An 18,505-nucleotide genomic window follows, 5' to 3' on the forward strand; every position below is an offset into this window, starting at 1 on the left:
CCAGCGGCAAGGCCGGTTCCTTGGTGGCCGACGGCCGGTCACCCACCTAGGGGCGCGGGGAACGGCGCGACCAGCCACGACGGACCCGCACCAGCCGTCGGACAAGGCCGGATCCCCCACCCAGGCGCGACCAGCGGCAAGGCCGGGTCCTTGGTGGCCGACGGCCGGTCACCCACTCAGGGGCGCGGGGAACGGCGCGACTAGCCACGACGGACCCGCACCAGCCCTCGGATAAGGCCGGGTCACCCACTCAGGGGCGCGGGGAACTGCGCGACCAGCCACCACGGACCCGCGCCGGTCCACGAACCGATCCCCCCACCCCCCGTCCCCCCTGAACCGGCGGAGCCCCTCCGTATGCTCGGAGGATGACGACTTCCGCGACCTCCGGAACGGGCCCCACCGACAACTCCATGCGTCGCGCCCTCAAACGCGCCCGTGACGGCGTCGCCCTGGACGTCACCGAGGCCGCCGTACTCCTCCAGGCCCGCGGCGAGGCCCTCACCGACCTCACCGCATCCGCCGCCCGCGTCCGCGACGCCGGCCTCACCACAGCCGGCCGCCCCGGCGTCATCACGTACTCGAAGAGCGTCTTCATCCCCCTCACCCGCCTCTGCCGCGACAAGTGCCACTACTGCACCTTCGTCACCGTCCCCGGCAAACTCCGCCGAGCCGGCCACGGCATGTTCATGTCCCCGGACGAGGTACTGGACATCGCCCGCAAGGGCGCCGCACAGGGCTGCAAGGAAGCGCTCATCACCCTCGGCGACAAGCCGGAGGACCGCTGGCCGGAGGCGCGCGAGTGGCTCGACGCGCACGGCTACGACGACACGATCGCCTACGTCCGCGCCATCTCCATCCGCATCCTGGAGGAGACCGGCCTCCTCCCGCACCTCAACCCCGGCGTCATGAGCTGGACCGACTTCCAGCGGCTGAAGCCGGTCGCGCCGAGCATGGGCATGATGCTGGAGACGACCGCGACCCGCCTCTGGTCCGAACCCGGCGGCCCCCACCACGGCTCCCCGGACAAGGAACCCGCGGTCCGCCTGCGCGTCTTGGAGGACGCCGGCCGCTCCTCCGTCCCCTTCACCTCCGGCCTCCTGATCGGCATCGGCGAGACGTACGAGGAGCGCGCCGAGTCCCTGTTCGCGCTGCGCAAGGTGTCGCGGTCCTACCACGGCATCCAGGAACTGATCATCCAGAACTTCCGCGCCAAGCCGGACACGGCGATGCGCGGCATGCCCGACGCCGAGCTGGACGAACTCGTCGCGACCGTCGCCGTCGCCCGGCACATCATGGGCCCGAGCGGCAACCTCCAGGCCCCGCCGAACCTGGTGGACGCCGAGTACGAGCGGCTGATCGGCGCCGGCATCGACGACTGGGGCGGTGTCTCGCCGCTCACGATCGACCACGTCAACCCCGAACGCCCGTGGCCGCAGATCGAGGAGCTCGCCGAGCGCTCACGTGCCGTCGGCTTCGAACTGAGGGAACGTCTCTGCGTCTACCCGGAGTTCGTCCGCCGCGGCGAACCCTGGCTGGACCCCCGGCTGCGCCCGCACGTGGCCGCGCTCGCCGACCCGGAGACCGGCCTCGCCCTGCCGGACGCCGTGGTCGAGGGCCGGCCCTGGCAGGAGCCGGAGGAGGCCTTCACCGCGTCCGGCCGCACCGACCTGCACACCACCATCGACACCGAGGGCCGCACCGGCGACCGCCGCGAGGACTTCGACGAGGTCTACGGCGACTGGGCTGCCCTGCGCGAGGCCGCGGCCCCCGGCATGGTGCCGTCCCGCATCGACACGGACGTACGGCAGGCCCTGCGTACCGCCGCGGACGACCCGACCCGCCTCACCGACGACGAGGCCCTCGCCCTGCTGCACGCGGACGGGCCGGCCCTGGACGCCCTCTGCTCGGTCGCGGACGACGTGCGCAGGTCGGCGGTCGGCGACGACGTCACGTACATCGTCACGCGGAACATCAACTTCACCAACGTCTGCTACACCGGCTGCCGGTTCTGCGCCTTCGCCCAGCGCCGCACCGACGCCGACGCGTACACCCTCTCCCTGGACCAGGTGGCCGACCGCGCCCAACAGGCCTGGGAGCTGGGCGCGGTGGAGGTCTGCATGCAGGGCGGCATCCACCCGGACCTGCCGGGCACGGCGTACTTCGACATCGCGAAGGCCGTCAAGGAACGCGTCCCCGGCATGCACGTCCACGCCTTCTCCCCGATGGAGGTCGTGAACGGCGCGACCCGCACCGGCATGTCGATCCGCGAGTGGCTGACCGCGGCGAGGGAGGCGGGCCTGGACTCCATTCCGGGAACCGCCGCCGAGATCCTCGACGACGAGGTCCGCTGGATCCTCACCAAGGGCAAGCTGCCCGCGGCGACCTGGATCGAGGTCGTCACCACGGCCCACGAACTCGGCATCCGCTCCTCGTCCACGATGATGTACGGCCATGTCGACCAGCCCCGCCACTGGCTCGGCCACTTCCGCACGCTGGCCGGCATCCAGCAACGCACCGGCGGCTTCACGGAGTTCGTGACCCTGCCCTTCATCCACACCAACGCCCCCGTCTACCTGGCCGGCATCGCCCGCCCCGGCCCGACCCTGCGCGACAACCGCGCGGTCACCGCCATGGCCCGGCTCCTCCTGCACCCCTGGATCCCCAACATCCAGACCAGCTGGGTCAAACTCGGCACCGAGGGCGCGGCCGAGATGCTCCGCTCCGGCGCCAACGACCTCGGCGGCACCCTCATGGAGGAGACCATCTCCCGCATGGCGGGCTCCTCCTACGGCTCCTACAAGTCCGTCAAGGACCTCGTCGCCGTGGCCGACGCGGCCGGCCGCCCCTCCCGCCCCCGCACCACCCTCTACGGCGAGGTCCCGGAGGAGCGCCGACAAACGGCCCAGAAGTCCGACGGCCACCTCCCGGAACTACTGCCGGTCCTCGACCAGGGCTTGTCCGCCGGACAGTCCTAGGCGCAGGGGGTCGGGCCGCGGGAGATCGAGGTGAGGTACCGGGTGCGTTCCACCTCCGTGAGGGGGCGGCCCACCCGGTCGCAGACCGCCTTGATCCAGGCGTCGGCCGAGGTGTCCCAGGACAGGAGCGAGCCGCCCTCGGTGATCGACCACAGCCGTTTGCCGTCGTCGGCGAACGCCAGCGAGCTGTGCCCGCCCGCACCCGCGAGGCCGGCGATCGTGAACGTCTCGGGAAGGACCGTGCTGCCCAGCCTGTCGCCGGTAGCGGCGTCCCACAGCCAGACGGTGCCGTCTCCTGCCAGGCTCGCCACCCATTGTCCGGCGGCGTCGGCCGTGAGTCCGCGGTCGCCGGCGCCGTCCGACCGCCACAGGCGCTCGCCCGTCTCCAGATCCCAGCGTTCGAGGACGCCGTCGCCGACGGTCGCGTACAGGCTGCGCGTCCGCTCCGACACGAACAGGTCCCGCACGGGGGACGCGCTGGTGCTCAACCTGTGCAGCCGGCGCCCCGAGGGCAACTCGTGGACGTCGACGTGTCCGTCGTCGGCCGCCACCGCGGCCAGGCCGGCCTTTTCCCCCAAGGCCGTCGCGTAGGCGGCCCTGACATGATCCGTGCGTTCCTGGGCGGTCAGGTTCGCCTCGCGGGGGCGCACCACCGTCGAGCCCTTCCCGCTCGACGGGTCGACCAGCGCTACGGAGCCGTCGGCCGCGAGCACCGCCACCTTGCCGTCGGGCCGGGAGGCGACGAGGGTCTTTCCGGCGAAGTCCTCGGCGGGCGTGAGAGGAACGGAGTCCTTCCTGACCAGGGAGTCCGGGGAGACCGCCCAGGTCTCCAGCGCCTCGCGGGTGGCCGTGTACAGGGTGTCGCCGCTCCCGTCGTAGGCGATCGCCTCGTACGGGGTGGTGGCTTCCCGGCCCGGGACGGTCTGCTCGGCGGAGTCGCCGGGGGCCCAGGTCTCCAGTGTGGAGGGCGCGTTCTCCGCGGAGTCGTGGCTCCAGGCGAGGCTGCCGTCCGGTCCGACGGCCAGCGGATGCTGCTCGGGGATGATCGTGTCGTCGGGTACGGCCACGCCCGGGCGCTGTGCCGTCGGCCCCGGCGTCCCCAGGGACCACAGGGCGACCGTCGAGCCGTCGGCCGAGACCAGCCGGTCGCCCGGGCCGGGCGAGAAGGTCATGACGGACGGCGCTTCGACACCCGTGAGTGTCTCCAGCGCGTCCGCCCGGTCCTCGGTACCGGACGTGGTCACCACAAGCCCGTCACTCGTGCCGAGCGCGGCTCGGCCGTCGTCCGAGACGGCGAGGCTCTCCGCCTCGTCGCCGACCAGACCGGGAGGTGCGCCGCAGTCGCTCCCGCCGGGCTCCGCCTCGGTTGCCCCGGTCTCCGACCCGATCTGCTCGGCGGGTGAACTGAGGTCGACGCCGCCATACTTCACGAATCCGTAGCAGGTGCCGCTCGGGGAAGCGGCCGCGATGTGGTCGTTGAACGGGTAGACCGTCTCGTCCGACGAGGCGAACTCGGTCATCCGCCCTCCCTCCACGGCGTACGTCGTCCACCCTGTCGCGTGCGACACGAACACCTTGCTGCCCGCGTCCAGGACGGCGAGGTTCAGCGCGGCGGGGATGTCCGTGTCGACGGTCTCGACCGGCCTGGTGCCCGTGTCGTCGTAGAACCTGAGGGCCCCTTCGTCGTCGATGACGGCGAGGACGTGTTCGAAGGGGAAGAAGGTCATGCCCCGCACCGGAGCGCTGCCGCCCGCGAGTTCACGCCGTGCGCCCTTGCCGCCGAGTTCCTGTACGACCGTCCGGCCCGATCGGGTCGCGACGGCGAGGAGCCCGCCGTCGTCGCTGAAGCTCAGCCGGTCCACCGGTCCCGGCACGCGGACGGTCCGTACCTTGCGGGTGCCGTCGGCGTTCCAGACATCGACCGCTCCGTCCGCCGTGCCTACGGCGAGGTACTCCGGGGAAGCGGTGAGGGCCAGTGCCGTCACCGTCTCCCCGGCGCGGACGAACCGGACGAGCCGGGGGCTCTGCGCGGTCAACCGGTACAGCGCCGACAATGTCTCGGGGGCCTTCTCCAACTCGTAGGCCTGAAGGGCCAGCAGGGAGGCGGTCTCCAGATCGTCGCCGGCGAGGTTCAGCGCTGTTGCGGCCAGCTCACGGGCCGTGGCTATTCTCGCCTGCTCCCGCGCGGTGTCGCGCTGCACGAAGGCGAACACCGCGGCCGTGGTGGCGAGTACGGCCAGCGCGGTGACGGAGGCCAGCATGCCGCGGCGGAATCTCCGGAACCGGCGGCGCTGGGAGACGTCCTCGCCGATCAGCTCGTCCTTGGGGCGGTCGTGCAGCGTGGCCGCGAGATCGGCCACGTTCTCCTGGAAGCGGGGGTCGCTGGGCTCACCGGAGTCGCTCTCGCCCATCCAGCGCAGATCCACCCAGCGGGGTTCCTCGGTGAAGTGGCCGCGCAGTGCCTCGGGGAGACAGTCGGTCCGCTCCCAGTCGTAGTCCTCCGTGCCGTGATCCCAGTGGAGTTCGCCCCCGGTCACCACGAGCAGCAGATTTCCCGGGCGGGGACCGGCCCGCCACCAGGCGACTTCCTTGCCCACCCACTCCGAGGCCGCGGAGTCGGGGGACGCCAGCAGAATGAGGAACTCGGAGTCCGCGAGCGCCTGTTCCACCGTGCTCCACAGCGCGGGATCTGCCGACAGCGAGGAGTTGTCGAGGAACACCCGCAGCGCGCGCAGCCGCGTCCAGGGCCGGGCGAAGTTGTGCAGCGCCTGCCGCAGACGCCGTGCCCGGTGGGTGTCGGCGCTGTGGCTGTAGGAGATGAATGCCGCGAAACGCATCGAAGGAAGCCCCCGTCCTTCAGCGGAATCGATGTGTGTCTTGTGCATTCTTGTCGATGGAACACCAACAAGCCGGTAGAAAGGGCCAGTTGAATACGGGGATGCGGGAACGCGGGGACGCGGTGACAGGGGGAACCGGGTGAGCGGCAGCGCGGACGGGCTGCGGGACGACGAGCTGCCGGTGGTGTTCCGGTCCTCGGACCGGGCCTCGCTCAGCGGGCAGCGGCGGTACATGAGCGGTACGAGGTGGCGGCTGCTGCTGGCCGTGGCGGCGGCGGTGTGCGGGGCACTCGGGCAGCGGTCGGCGGCGGTCGCGCTGGTGCTGGTGTTCGTGGCGACCGTGTGTGTGGAGATCTGGCTGCTGGCCGAACGGCCGGAGCAGGCCTGGTACGACGGCCGCGCGCTCGCCGAGTCCACCAAGACCCTCGCCTGGCGCTACGCGGTGGGTGGTGATCCGTTCCCCGGTGATCTGCCGTTGGAGGGTGCCCATCAGCGGTTCCACCGGCGCCTGGAGGTGCTGCTGCGCGAGGCGCCGCCCACCAGCCTCGCGCCGGTGGGTTCCATCGCCGTCACCGACGCCATGAACGAGTTGCGGGCCCGCCCCTTCGCCGACCGCAAGCGCGCCTACCTCGATTCCCGTATAGGGGATCAGCTGCACTGGTACACCACCAAGGCCCAGGGCAACGTCGTCAACGCCCGGCGGTGGCGGATGTTGCTCATCGGGGTGGAGGGGCTCGGTCTCACCGCGGCCGTGCTGCGGCTCACCGGGGTGCTGACCTTCGACCTCGCCGGGATCCTGGCGGCCGTGCTGGGCGCGGGGTCGGCGTGGTTCGCGGTGCGGCAGTACGAGACGCTGGGGCGGGCCTACACCTTCGCCGCCACCGAGCTGAGTGTGATCCAGGGGCGTCTCTCGCACGCCGACGAGACCTCCTGGGCCCAGGAGGTCGCCGACGCGGAGGACGCCATCAGCAGGGAGCACACCATGTGGCGGGCGTCGCGCGGGTCGGGGTGAGGGCCCTCTGCCCGTCGGGGCGGCGGGCCGTGCACAGTACGATGATCCGACCCTGGGGTGGCCCGGGGCCGGAGACTGAGGAGATGCGTGTCCGTGCCTGCCCGACGGCTTCCCTCGTGGGCCTGGGTCAGCGGTCTGACCGTGGGCGCCATCGCGGCGGTCGCCGTGCTCGCCGTACAGGCCGACGAGGGCTCGCGCCCCACCGGCGCCACCAGCAGGCCCAGCGCCTCGGCGCCCGCGAGCGCGAAACCGACACCGAGCAAACCCGCCTCCGTGGCCGTGCCGGACGGCTCCGGCACCGGCCGCCGGATCGTGTACGCCCTCGGTGAGCGCCGCGTCTGGCTGGTCGACGCGAGCGACGCCGCCCGCCGTACGTTCGCCGTCTGGCCGGGCACCGTGGACCCGGAGCCCGGCAGTTACACGATCGGCCAGCGGACCGAGGCCACCACGGGCTCGGACGGCGTGGAGATCGAGAACATCATGTACTTCGCGGTGAGTTCCGGCGTGAACATCGCCTTCTCCAGCGCACTCGACGGCTCGTCGCCCCCGCCGGCCGCCCCGGGCACCCAGACGGGCGGCGTCCGGATGAAGACGGCCGACAGCGCGGCCCTGTGGACCTTCGGGACGGCGGGGACGACGGTCACGGTCGTCGAGTAGGCGGGCGGAGCGCGCTCAGGCGTCCGCCGGGGCCTTCGCGGCGCCCGCGAACAGGTCGACCAGCAGCACGACCCCGCTCATCAGGAAGACCCGGGTCGCCGCGTCCAGCCCGTTCCAGTCCTCGGACTGCCACATCGCGAACCACTCGCCGCCGATCGCGACGAACCCGGCCCCGAACAGCAGCATCAGCATCAGCAGGCCGTACGTCGACAACTGCCGCGCCCGGGCGACGGCGCCCCGCGCCCAGAACCAGGTCCCGGCGATCAGCACCAGCGCGGCCACCGTCTCCCAGACGATGATCAGGACGTACGCGGTGTCCTGCACCCCGCGGTTGGTGATCGCCCGCCACATCAGGTCCTCGTCCTTGAACGTGGTGTCCATCGCCAGCACATGCCGGACGAAGTCCTGGTTCGTGCCGAAGTCCGTGATGTTGCCGAAGGCGACGAGAGCGATGTAGAGCGCGAGCGAGCCGGTGAGCAGCGCGGCGGCGAGCGTGAGGGCGCGGGGGGTTCGGGGGGTGGTAGTGGCCATGACACGGATCTTTCCAGGCCCGCGCCGCGCCAACCGCCCTGCCCCCGACTTGGTGAGGTCCGGCACACCCGCCCCGCCGGGCCTTCGGCACGACTCGGCACAGCCCGGCGAAACGACCCGAAAAATGCGCGAAGGTGACCGATCACTCACTCTCCGCATACCGATCCGACGCCTGAACCGACCGTTCCCGGTCGAATACAGTGCTGAGCTGTCGTACGTGCCAAACGAGCGGTGAAGGAGGGTCTGGGTGGATACGACGTCGGGTTCCGTCTGGGGCCGCACCGAGCAGCAGGACTTCCGCAGCCGGGTGCGCGGCACGCTGCTGGGCGTGGCCGTCGGCGACGCCCTCGGCGCTCCCGTCGACGGCCTCGACCTCGACGCGATCCGCGAGGCGCACGGGCCCGAGGGCGTCGCCGACCTCTCGCCCGCCTTCGGCCGCCGTGGCGCCGTCACCCACCTCACCCAGCTCGGCCTGTTCAGCGTCGACGGGCTGATACGCGCCCAGGTCCGCCGCGACACCGGCGCCTGGCACCCGCCGACCGACCTGCACCGCGCCTACCTCCGCTGGGCGGCCACCCAGCGCGACTGGGGCCCCGACGAACGCCGCAAGGACGACGGCTGGCTCGCCCGCGAGGAGTGGCTGTACGCCCGCCGCGACGCGTCCCGCGCGCTGCTCGCCGGGCTCGGCGACGAGATCATGGGCACACTGGACGCACCGAAGAACCCCGGCGAGGCCGGCCCCGAGGCCACGGCACGCTCCGCGCCCTTCGGACTCCTCGTCGGCTGGGAACCCCAGCTCGTCATCCAGCTCGCGGTGGAGTGCGCGGCCCAGACCCACGGCCACCCCGTCGCCTATCTCGCGGCGGGCGCGTACGCCGTGATCGTGCACGCCCTGGCCCGTGGCGACAGCCTGGACGCGGCGGTCCAGCGGGCGCTGGCCCTGCTCGCCGCCCGTCCCGGGCACCAGCCGGTCTCGGACGCCCTTCAGCTGGCGCTGGGCGCGGTACGGCAGGGGATCCCCACCCCGGACCGGATCGTGGAACTGACCGGTCCCGGTACGGCGGACGGTGTGCTGTCGGCCGCGGTCTACGCGGCGCTGGTCTGTGAGGACGTTCGGCAGGGCCTGCGACTTGCCGTCAACCATGACGGGTCCTCCGCGGTGACCGCCGCGCTGACCGGGGGCCTGCTCGGGGCCCTGCACGGCGAAACGGCTCTCCCGCCGGCCTGGCTGGCTGAGCTGGAGGGGCGTCCCACGATCCTTGAACTCGCCGACGACTTCGCCCTGGAGATGACCCAGGGCCCGGCCCTCCACGGCCCTGCGGGTGCCTCCCCGGGGTGGCTGGCGAGGTATCCCCGCTGACGCCCGGTGGGGGCTGATCGCGCAGTTCCCCGCGCCCCTAAAAGCAAAAGCCCGCGTAGCTGCGGGCAATCGTGCCGCAGGGCGGCACGGGTGGGCGCAGCGGCACCCGGCAATCGCCGGACCACTGCGCCCACCTCGGTCGCGAAAGACCGGCGGTCAGTCCTTCACCGCCGCGGCGTCCGACGCCCCCGCCTGCGCGGGGACGGCCGCAGCCGCGCTGCCGTCGTCATCGGTGTTGATCTTCTCGATGATCGCGTCCCGCTCAGGCGTGTCCTCGGGCTTCACGTACCCGACGACGATGTACAGGATCAGCGACACCGCCAGCGGAATCGACACCTGGTACTCCAGCGGCACCCCGCCCTCGACGTTCCAGTTGATCGGGTAGTTCACCAGCCAGAACGCCAGCAGACCCATCGACCAGCTGGTGAGCGCCGCCGTCGGCCCCGAGCGACGGAACTGCCGCAGCAGACCCAGCATCATCGGGATGGCGATCGGACCCATCAGACCGGCGACCCACTTGATGACGACGGTGATGATGTCCTTGAACGTCGGCGAGTTGATCTGTGTCGCGACCGCCATGGACAGCGCGAGGAAGATCACGGTCGTCAGCCGCGCCGCGATCAGACCCGACCGCTCCGACCAGGCCCGCGCCTTCGACGACAGCACCGGAGCCACGTCCCGGGTGAACACGGCCGCGATCGCGTTGGCGTCGGAGGAGCACATGGCCATGGTGTGCGAGAAGAAGCCGACGATGACCAGGCCCAGCAGCCCGTGCGGCAGCAGCTGCTCGGTCATCAGGCCGTAGGAGTCGGAACCGTCCGGCTTCTGCGACTCCACCAGCAGCGGCGACATCCACATGGGGAAGAACAGCACCAGCGGCCAGACCAGCCAGAGCACGGCGGAGAGCCGGGCCGACCGGGTGGCCTCGTGCGGCGTCGCCGTCGCCATGTACCGCTGGGCCTGGTTGAGCATGCCGCCGTTGTACTCGAACAGCTTGATGAAGAGGAAGGCGAGCAGGAAGACCGTTCCGTACGGTCCCACCAGGGGTTCGCCGTGGCCCTGGAGCTCCGGCTCGTCCCAGGCGCCCAGGAACCCGATGTTCTTGTCGTTGAGTTCGACGATCACCGCGACGAACATCGCGACACCGGCGAACAACTGGATGATGAACTGGCCCAGTTCGGTCAGCGCGTCCGCCCACAGACCGCCGATCGTGCAGTAGATACCGGTGATGACACCGGTGATCAGGATGCCCTGGTTCAGCGAGACGCCGGTGAACACCGCCAGCAGCGTCGCGATCGCCGCCCACTTCGCGGCCACGTCGACGATCTTCAGCAGCATTCCGGACCAGGCAAGGGCCTGCTGGGTCTGGAGGTTGTACCGGTTCTTCAGGTACTCGAGCGGCGAGGCGACATGGAGCCGGCCGCGCAGCCGGTTGATCCGCGGCGCGAACAGCTTCGACCCGATGGCGATGCCGAGCGCGATGGGGAACGACCACGTCACGAACGACGTGACACCGTAGGTGTAGGCGATGCCCGCGTACCCGGTGAACATCACCGCGCTGTATCCGGACATGTGGTGCGAGATGCCGGAAAGCCACCACGGCATCTTCCCGCCGGCGGTGAAGAAGTCGCTGACGTTGTCCACGCGCTTGTGGGACCAGACGCCGATCGCGACCATGACGCCGAAGTAGCCGATGAGCACGGCCCAGTCGAGACCGTTCATGTGCCCCCTTCCAGAGTTCCGTCTGTAGTTCCGCCTTGTGAACGCTCAGCGACGGCCCGCTCATCGTGTGTGCGACGGCACGGACACGACAAGGAAGAGGCGGGTCAAGAGAAAGTAAAATCGTTCTGCTTGATGACTCAAGTTCAGAAGCGTGAACGAAATCGACTGGTCGCGCGACCCCCGGAGAGGCCTCCGGAGGGCCCCTCAGCGCATCAGCTCCCCCGCGTTGACCAGCAGTGACTGCCCTGTGATGGCCCGCGCCCGGTCCGAGGAGAGGAACACCGCGGCGTCCGCCACGTCCCCGTCGGTCGCGAGCTCCGGCAGCGCCATCCGATCCGTGAGCCGCTGCTGCACCGCCTGCTCCGGTACCCCCTCGCTCTGCGCGGTGAACCGGACGAACGCCTGCACCGGCGGCCCGTCCATCCACCCCGGCAGCACCGTGTTCACCCGGATCCGGTACGGCCCCAGCTCCCGCGCCAGCGAGTACATCGCGCTGGTCAGCGCCCCCTTGGAGGCCGCGTACGCCGCCTGCCGCACCTGCGAGGGCGCGGCCACCGCCGACTGCGTACCGATGAACACCACCGAACCGCCCGCCGACTTCAGCGCCGGCAGACAGGCCCGGGTCATCCGCAGCGTGCCCAGCAGGTTCACATCGATGACCTGCTGCCAGGTGGTGAAGTCCGCGTCCTCCACGCCGCCGAAGTAGCTGTCCCAGGCGGCCACATGGACCACCGCGTCGATCCCGCCGAACCGCTCCCGCGCCAGCCCCGCCAGCGCCTCGCACTGCGCCTCGTCGGTGATGTCGGTGGGCAGATGGGCGGTGCGTTTGCCGTCCGGGTCGATCGTGGCCGCGCTCTTCTCCAGCCGCTCCGGCGTGCGGGCGCCGAGCACGGCGTTGCCCCCGTCCCGTACGACGGCGGCCGCGACCTGGTGCCCCAGTCCGGCCCCGACACCCGACACGACAACGGTCTTTCCGATCAGCAGCGACATCGGTGACTCCTGCCTCTGGACCTATTTCTGACGGACCGTCAGAGTAGGGGCGAGGTGAGGAAAGGGGAACGTCATGGACACCCGCAGCGACCTCTACGCCGAGCTGGCCGCCGTCGGCCCCTACGGCGTCCGCCCCGGTCACGCCCTGATCACCATGGTCGAACCGCACCCGGGCCACGAGTACGCCTACAACCGCTGGTACGAGGACGACCACTACTACTCGGGCGCCATGGCCATGCCCTGGATGCACGCCGGGCGGCGCTGGGTCGCCACCCGCGACCTGCAAGAACTGCGCGTCCCCGAGAAGTCGGCCGTCGCCCGGCCGGTCACCGCCGGGTGCTATCTGTCCACGTACTGGATCACCGAGGGCCGGCACGCGGACCACATGAAGTGGACCGTCGCCATCAACAAGCGCCTCAACCGCGACGCCCGGGTCTACCGCGACCGTACCCACGTCTTCACGGCGTTCCAGGACCATGTGACGACCGTCTACCGCGACGGTGCCGCCGGTCCCCGTGACGTGCACGCGCTGGACCACCCGTACACCGGACTGGTCCTCCAGGTCGTCGACGCCGCCTCCGCCGGGCAGCTCGACGAGCTCACCGACTGGCTCACCGCCCGCCATCTCCCCAAGCGGCTGGCCGGCTCACCCGCCGCGATGGTGACGGTCTTCCGCCCGGTGCCGCTGCCCGGCGACCGCATGACCTACGTGAAGCAGGTCGAGGGCGTCGACACCCGGCTCACCCTGCTCTGGTTCCTGGAGTCCGACCCGCGGCAGTGCTGGGAGCCCCTGTTCACAGGAGTGGACGAGGCGGTCTCCGAGTCGGGCCTCGGCCGCCTCGAACTGCTCGCCCCGTTCATCCCGACCGTGCCCGGCACGGACACGTACGTGGACCGGCTCCGCTAGGGCGTGTTCCGCCCTAGCCCGCCTGCGGCACACCGTTCTCGCGGACGTCCTCCCGCAGCTCCTCCGGACACCCCGTCCCGCGCGGCAGCTGGTACGGCGCCCCCATCCGGTACGTCCCGGCCCTCGGCGCCAGCAACACCGTCCACTTGTCGCCCTCGGCGTCCTCCGCCGCCTCCATCAGACAGCCGTTGACGTTGTCGAACGTCTTCGGCGTGCCCTCCGGCCGGTCCTTCGACGCGTCCGTCTCCCGCGGCGGCTCCACACTCTTGCCCTCCGCGTCGAGCAGACCCAGCCACGGCGAGTACGGCACCCGGATCAGCACCTCGCCCGGCCGGCTCACCCGGATCGTCCACTCGCCCTGCTCGGCGCGCTCCACGGTGGCCGGCGGGTCCGCGAGCGGCACCGGGTCGGTGACCGCGAACAGCTGCCAGTTGGCGTCGCCCCAGATCTGCGTCAGATACGGCAGCCCGCGCTGCACCAGCTCGCGCTCGCGCTCACCGCCGTCGCCGTCCGGCTGGTCCTTCGGCAGCACCACGAAGTGCACCGCCCACCGGTTCAGCCACTCGCGGTAGTTGGCCGAGTTCAGGGTGTCGTCGTAGAAGAGCGGGTTGCGCTCCATGTCGGCCTGCCGGTTCCAGCCGCGCGCCAGGTTCACGTACGGCGCCAGCGCGGAGGCCTCGCGGTGCGAGGCGGCCGGGACCACCTCGACCCGGCCCTTGTCGGCGCCGACCTCCTGGAGCTCGTTCACCAGCGGCGCCAGCTCACGCGCCCACGAGGCCGTCGGCGTCGTGTGCACCACGTCGTCCACCGACTTGTAGCCGATCCACACCACGAACCCGAGGGACGCCACCACGATCGCGTACCACTTGCGCGAGCGGGGCACCGTGAACGGCAGCGCCGCCACCAGCGCCACCCCGCCGAACAGCATCGCGAGCCGGGTGATGTTGGACCCGATCTGCGAGCTGACGATCCACACCAGCAGGATCGACAGGCCGTACACCGCCGCCGTGATCCGGACCGTCTTCCACTTCGCCGGCACCAGCACGACCACGAACACCGCGTACGTGAGCGGCAGGAACGCCGAGCCGAACGACATCGGCTGGGTGCCGGAGAACGGGAACAGCCACGCCGACACCGCGACCACCGCCGCCGGCGCCAGGCCCAGCGCCCACGCCCCCGGCCGGCGCTTCTGAAGGAACAGCGCCACCGCGACCAGCCCCACGAACAGCCCCGCCACCGGCGAAGACATCGTGGCCAGCGCGGCCAGCGGAGCCGCGCACAGCGCCTTCACCCACCGCTTGTGGCGCAGCCGGTGCGGCCAGCAGAACACCACCGCGATCGCACCCAGCGCGAACACCGTGCCGAGCCCGTACGTCACCCGCCCCGACGCCGCGTTGCACAGCAGCGCGAACACCCCGGCCAGCGAGGCCCACAGCGGATTGCGGACCGCCCGGCTGCGCACCAGGATCAGCGTGAGCAGCCCGGCCGACACGGTCCCGGCGATCATCATCGTCGTACGGACCCCGAGCAGGGACATCAGATACGGCGAGACCACGCTGTACGACACCGGGTGCATCCCGCCGTACCAGGCGAGGTTGTACGCCGAGTCCGGGTGCCGGCCGACGAACTCCGCCCACGCGTCCTGCGCCGCGAGATCGCCGCCGCTGTTCGCGAACGTGAAGAACCAGACGATGTGCAGGGCGCCGGAGAGAACCGTCGCGAACAGCACCGGATGCTTCAGGAGCCGCTCGCGCAGGGCCGTGAGCCGGGTCCGCCGGGCCGGGTCGGGGCCCGGAGTCTCAGGCGCCGCGGACAGCTCTGAGCGCGGGCCGGCTCCCGGGCCCGTAACGGGTGTGTCGGCGCGTGTCGGCTCCGCTGTGGCCACCTGAAGGCACTCCCCGTGTCCCGTCTTCTGTTCTGGCGTTCCTGAGGTTCGTACGCCCGCCGCCCCCGGTTCCCCCCGGCGTCACGGCCCCGTTCCCGGAGCCGCCGACCTGTCCTGTTTCGCGACGCTAGCAGAGACCCCGCCGACGGGCTCCCGGGTGGGGGTGCCGTCGACGGGGCCGGGTCACCGCATGGGGCGCCAGGGTCAGCCGATGCGGGTCAACTTGTCCGTCCAGCCCGGTTCGACCAGATCCCGCTGGAGCGCGACGGGCACCTTCACCGCGCCGCCGCTGCCGTCGCCGACCGTCAGACTCCCGACCTGTGTGCCCGCCTTCGCGGTCCGCGGCACGTCGTCGCCGTCGAACGACAGCTCCACCTTCAGCCCCGGCCAGCCGGCCGCCGTGACGTCCTTCGTGGCCACCACCGGGGTCCGCCCGCCGAGCCCGTCGTCCACGTACCCGACGACCTCGCCCTTCTTCAGGAGCGTCTGCGAGGTCAGGGCCCCCTGCGCGGCCCGGATGAGCTGGTCGCCGGCCGACAGGGCACCCGCCAGGATCGTGTTGTCCACGCCGCCCGCGGGCTGGCGCACCACCGCGCCCACGATCGTCCGGGTCTCCCCGCCGATCTCCTTCTTCGCCGCGAAGACCAGGTTGCCGAGCGCCGAGGTGGTCGTGCCGGTCTTGATGCCCACCACGCCGTCGCGGCCCACCAGCTGGTTCCAGTTGGGGTGGTTCACACCCTTGTAGTCGTCGTACGACATCATCGCGGCGACCTCGCGGAACGCGGGCAGCTCCATCGCCGCCTTCGCCAGCTTCACCTGGTCCACGGCCGTCGACACCGTCGAGTCGTTCAGCCCCGACGGGTCGGTGTACGTCGTGTTGGTCATGCCGAGGTCCTTGGCGGTGGCGTTCATCTTGTCCACGAACGCCTGCTCCGAGCCGGAGTCCCAACGGGCCAGCAGGCGGGCCACGTTGTTCGCCGAGGCGATCAGGATGCTCTCCAGCGCCTCCCGCTGCGTGATGCTGTCGCCCTCGGTGACGTCGACCGTCGACTCCTGGCCCGCGTCGGACTGGTCCTCGGCGGCCTGGTCGATCTCGATCTTCGGGCCCTCCGCGCCGCTCTTCAGCGGGTGTTCGCGCAGGGTGAGGTACGCCGTCATCACCTTCGCCACGCTCGCGATCGGTACGGGCTTCTCGTCGCCCGAGGAGCCGAACGTGCCGATGCCCTGGACGTCCAGCGCGGCCTGGCCCTCGGCCGGCCACGGGATGTCGGGCTTGGCCCCCTCGAAGGTGTGGCTCTCCTGCGCGGTGAGCTCCAGGGACGGGGCCGGGACCGGGCGTACGGTCTGCACGATCGCAAACACGACGAGGAGGAGCAGGACGAGGGGGGTCCAGATCTTGACCCTGCGGGCCGCCGTGCGGAGCGGGGTCTCCGCGGGGGGCGGGGTGTTGGTGAGCTCCGCCAGGAGGTCGAGGGGGGGCCTCGGGGGGAGGGGCTGCTGGGTCGTGTGCTCCGGGCCCACCTGGGGCATGGCGGTCGTGGAGGCGGACGCCGGCCTCGGGGGTGGGGGGATGTCGAGGGGCTTGAGGGCGACGAACCTGCTGGTGCGCTCCGCCTCCGGCGTGGGGTCGGGGCGCTTCGTGTCGCCGAGCTTGAGCATCGTGGTCGGGTGGTCGACGGGGGCGTCGTCGGGTGCCGGTGGCTCCTGAGGGGCCTTCTCGCCGTCGGCGTCCTCGGGTGCGTCCTCCGGAGCCTTTGCCTCCGCCGGAGCGTCCGAGGGGCCCTCAGGGGCCTCCTGGGCGTCCTTGGGGGGCGCGGTCGAGTCCTCGGCTTCGCCTTCGGCCGTCTCGTTCCCACCCGCACCACCCGTGCGGGCATCGTCGTCGGGTGCGGGTGGCCCCTGTGGGGCGTCCTCGCCGTCGGCGTCCTCGGGCGCGTCCTCCGGCTCGGACGCGGCCTCCGCTTCGGCTTCCGCCCTCGGCTCGGCTTCCGCCTCGGACTCCGCCTCCGCCTCCGCTTCGGCTTCGGCTTCGGCTTCCGCCTCGGACTCCGCTTCCGGCTCGGACTCCGCCTCCGCCTCGGCTTCGGCTTCCGCCTCGGACTCCGCCTCCGGCTCGGACTCTGCCTCCGCTTCGGGTTCCGGCTCCGGCTCGGGTTCTGGCTTGTCCGGTGTCGTTACCCAGGTTGCAACTGCCTTGCGGAGGCGGGTGCCCTCGCCGTCCGTGAGGGGTTCGTCACCCTCGGTCTCCGGGGTCGGGTCAACCTCCGGGGCCGGTTCCGCGTCAGGCTTCTTGTCGGAGGCGTCCCGTACCGAGAAGACCCTGGTCGCCGTGTCCACACCTCCGCCCTTGCCCGCTTCCTCCCGTGCCATCGAGAGCCGGGGATCACGTGCTTCGGGAACCGGACTCGCGCTCCCCGACGTCGGTTCTGCCGACGACTCGCGCTGCTTCGACCTGTCGGGGGTCTCGCCCGCCACCGATGCCTCCTCCATGCGCCACACGCTCTTCGCGTGCTGTCCGAACCATGTACCAGTGTCCTGTGTGGGCCCTTGGCCCCTGCGGTAGACGAGAACGACATAGCTACCGGTTCCACTACGAACCGGTCACGCACTCTCGACAGACCAATGTGAGAGGAGTCACCCTGTCATTCATCCACGCGGGGAGGCATGGATGGGCAGGAGCCGCAGAACAATTCCGGAGGAGCTTCTGCTGCTGGCGCTGGACCCGACCACGGGTACCACCGCACAGCCGCAGTCGCTCGACCTCGGTCTGGCCGGAGCACAGCTAGTAGAGCTGGCGCTGGCCGGACGGATAGCCCCAGACGGGGATCGTATCGCCGTGGTAGTACCACGGCCGACTGGAGATCCGACTCTGGACTGCGCACTCGAGTTGCTCCGCAGGCGCGGAGCACCCGTACGCGCGGTTCATTGGATTGGCGGGCCCCGACTGGGACTTCGCCAGACGTATCTCTCGCACCTGGAGCGGTGCGGCATGGTGCATGCCGTGGCCGGCCAGATGTGCGGGGTACTGCCGACGACTCGCTACCAGGCGACGGAGACGGCCATCAGCCGGGAGATCAAGGCCCGGCTGGACTCAGCGATCCGCACCGGTGTGCCACCGGACCCGCGGACCGCGGCACTCGCGGCGCTCGCGCACGCGGTGGGCCTCGGCAAGCACCTGTATCCGGGCAATGAGGGACGCTCGTCCCGCTCCCGGCTGCGGGATCTGATCAGGCACGACCCGATGGGCGGCCTCGTGGCGCACGCCGTCATGGACGTCCAGAACGGCGTCGCGGCCCAGCCGCGCCGCAGCCCGGCAGCAGCACCGGTCGGCCGTCAGGCCGCCCCGGTCAGGGCGACGGCGGAACCCGCACGCGGTGTTCCGGCGCAACCGCACCGAGGTTCCATGGCACGCGCCGTGGCTCACTGAGCCGCAGTCACGGCACACGCGCCGAGGGACCGTACACCCCAGACCCGGTCACGGGAGCCGCTGGTCCGAGCGGGGTGGTGAGGCCGTCATGGCCTCACCACCCCCCGCGGCCCCGGTTTTGGCAGCAAAACCGCGGGGTAAACCGGGAAATACATAGGTTAACAACCGGTATAAAAACCAAGGTGGGAAACATCTAAAACAC

The 18,505-nt window shown here is 71.2% G+C and carries 12 protein-coding genes; 6 read left to right on the forward strand and 6 right to left on the reverse strand.

The window, feature by feature from the left end; genetic code table 11:
• Positions 1-365 precede the first annotated feature (365 nt).
• Positions 366-2,975, forward strand: a complete 2,610-nt coding sequence (locus ACIQAC_RS28535) for a bifunctional FO biosynthesis protein CofGH (protein ID WP_402195661.1) — start codon at positions 366-368, stop codon at positions 2,973-2,975.
• Here ACIQAC_RS28535 and ACIQAC_RS28540 read toward each other — a convergent pair.
• Complete coding sequence (locus ACIQAC_RS28540; protein WP_402195664.1) at positions 2,972-5,812, reverse strand: toll/interleukin-1 receptor domain-containing protein; 2,841 nt, start codon at positions 5,810-5,812, stop codon at positions 2,972-2,974. The two genes, ACIQAC_RS28535 and ACIQAC_RS28540, sit on opposite strands and share 4 nt — an antisense overlap.
• A 139-nt stretch (positions 5,813-5,951) precedes the next feature.
• Between ACIQAC_RS28540 and ACIQAC_RS28545 the strand changes: the two genes are divergently transcribed.
• Both ACIQAC_RS28545 and ACIQAC_RS28550 read left to right on the forward strand, forming a co-directional pair.
• On the forward strand, positions 5,952-6,824 hold the full coding sequence (locus ACIQAC_RS28545; protein ID WP_402195665.1) for a DUF4231 domain-containing protein: 873 nt from the start codon (positions 5,952-5,954) through the stop codon (positions 6,822-6,824).
• An 87-nt stretch (positions 6,825-6,911) separates the two neighbouring features.
• Complete coding sequence (locus ACIQAC_RS28550; RefSeq protein ID WP_402195667.1) at positions 6,912-7,481, forward strand: hypothetical protein; 570 nt, start codon at positions 6,912-6,914, stop codon at positions 7,479-7,481.
• A 15-nt stretch (positions 7,482-7,496) separates the two neighbouring features.
• Here ACIQAC_RS28550 and ACIQAC_RS28555 read toward each other — a convergent pair whose 3' ends face one another.
• Positions 7,497-8,012, reverse strand: a complete 516-nt coding sequence (locus tag ACIQAC_RS28555) for a DUF2165 domain-containing protein (protein ID WP_402195669.1) — start codon at positions 8,010-8,012, stop codon at positions 7,497-7,499.
• Between the two features lie 247 nt (positions 8,013-8,259).
• On the opposite strand from ACIQAC_RS28555, the gene ACIQAC_RS28560 reads away from it, so the two are divergent.
• Positions 8,260-9,372 carry an ADP-ribosylglycohydrolase family protein gene (locus ACIQAC_RS28560; RefSeq protein ID WP_402195670.1) on the forward strand — a complete coding sequence of 371 codons (1,113 nt, stop codon included), beginning with the start codon at positions 8,260-8,262 and terminating at the stop codon, positions 9,370-9,372.
• Between the two features lie 156 nt (positions 9,373-9,528).
• On the opposite strand, the gene ACIQAC_RS28565 is transcribed toward ACIQAC_RS28560, so the two are convergent.
• Both ACIQAC_RS28565 and ACIQAC_RS28570 read right to left on the reverse strand, forming a co-directional pair.
• Positions 9,529-11,094, reverse strand: coding sequence for a sodium:solute symporter family protein (locus tag ACIQAC_RS28565; RefSeq protein ID WP_402195672.1), 1,566 nt, complete (start codon positions 11,092-11,094; stop codon positions 9,529-9,531).
• Between the two features lie 204 nt (positions 11,095-11,298).
• Complete coding sequence (locus ACIQAC_RS28570; RefSeq protein ID WP_402195674.1) at positions 11,299-12,084, reverse strand: SDR family oxidoreductase; 786 nt, start codon at positions 12,082-12,084, stop codon at positions 11,299-11,301.
• Between the two features lie 73 nt (positions 12,085-12,157).
• On the opposite strand from ACIQAC_RS28570, the gene ACIQAC_RS28575 reads away from it, so the two are divergent.
• Positions 12,158-12,991, forward strand: a complete 834-nt coding sequence (locus ACIQAC_RS28575; protein ID WP_402195675.1) for a hypothetical protein — start codon at positions 12,158-12,160, stop codon at positions 12,989-12,991.
• A 13-nt stretch (positions 12,992-13,004) separates the two neighbouring features.
• Here ACIQAC_RS28575 and ACIQAC_RS28580 read toward each other — a convergent pair whose 3' ends face one another.
• Both ACIQAC_RS28580 and ACIQAC_RS28585 read right to left on the reverse strand, forming a co-directional pair.
• Entirely contained in the window at positions 13,005-14,876 is a 1,872-nt protein-coding gene (locus ACIQAC_RS28580; RefSeq protein WP_402195678.1) for an MFS transporter, read from the reverse strand.
• Between the two features lie 204 nt (positions 14,877-15,080).
• A complete protein-coding gene (locus ACIQAC_RS28585; RefSeq protein WP_402195681.1) occupies positions 15,081-17,366 on the reverse strand; it encodes a D-alanyl-D-alanine carboxypeptidase in 2,286 nt (761 codons plus the stop codon).
• Positions 17,367-17,544: 178 nt separating this feature from the next.
• Here ACIQAC_RS28585 and ACIQAC_RS28590 point away from each other — a divergent pair, with 178 nt between their 5' ends.
• A complete protein-coding gene (locus ACIQAC_RS28590; RefSeq protein WP_402195683.1) occupies positions 17,545-18,303 on the forward strand; it encodes a GPP34 family phosphoprotein in 759 nt (252 codons plus the stop codon).
• Positions 18,304-18,505: the final 202 nt, after the last annotated feature.

This window comes from Streptomyces sp. NPDC088387, from assembly GCF_044753385.1.
Classification (GTDB): domain Bacteria; phylum Actinomycetota; class Actinomycetes; order Streptomycetales; family Streptomycetaceae; genus Streptomyces.

What these genes read in the sequence shown, in the direction of transcription:
- ACIQAC_RS28535 (WP_402195661.1), top strand. Translation starts at nt 366, where the DNA reads ATGACGACTTCCGCGACCTCCGGAACGGGCCCCACCGACAACTCCATG.
- ACIQAC_RS28540 (WP_402195664.1), bottom strand. Translation starts at nt 5,812, where the DNA reads ATGCGTTTCGCGGCATTCATCTCCTACAGCCACAGCGCCGACACCCAC.
- ACIQAC_RS28555 (WP_402195669.1), bottom strand. Translation starts at nt 8,012, where the DNA reads ATGGCCACTACCACCCCCCGAACCCCCCGCGCCCTCACGCTCGCCGCC.
- ACIQAC_RS28565 (WP_402195672.1), bottom strand. Translation starts at nt 11,094, where the DNA reads ATGAACGGTCTCGACTGGGCCGTGCTCATCGGCTACTTCGGCGTCATG.
- ACIQAC_RS28570 (WP_402195674.1), bottom strand. Translation starts at nt 12,084, where the DNA reads ATGTCGCTGCTGATCGGAAAGACCGTTGTCGTGTCGGGTGTCGGGGCC.
- ACIQAC_RS28575 (WP_402195675.1), top strand. Translation starts at nt 12,158, where the DNA reads ATGGACACCCGCAGCGACCTCTACGCCGAGCTGGCCGCCGTCGGCCCC.
- ACIQAC_RS28585 (WP_402195681.1), bottom strand. Translation starts at nt 17,366, where the DNA reads ATGGAGGAGGCATCGGTGGCGGGCGAGACCCCCGACAGGTCGAAGCAG.
- ACIQAC_RS28590 (WP_402195683.1), top strand. Translation starts at nt 17,545, where the DNA reads ATGGGCAGGAGCCGCAGAACAATTCCGGAGGAGCTTCTGCTGCTGGCG.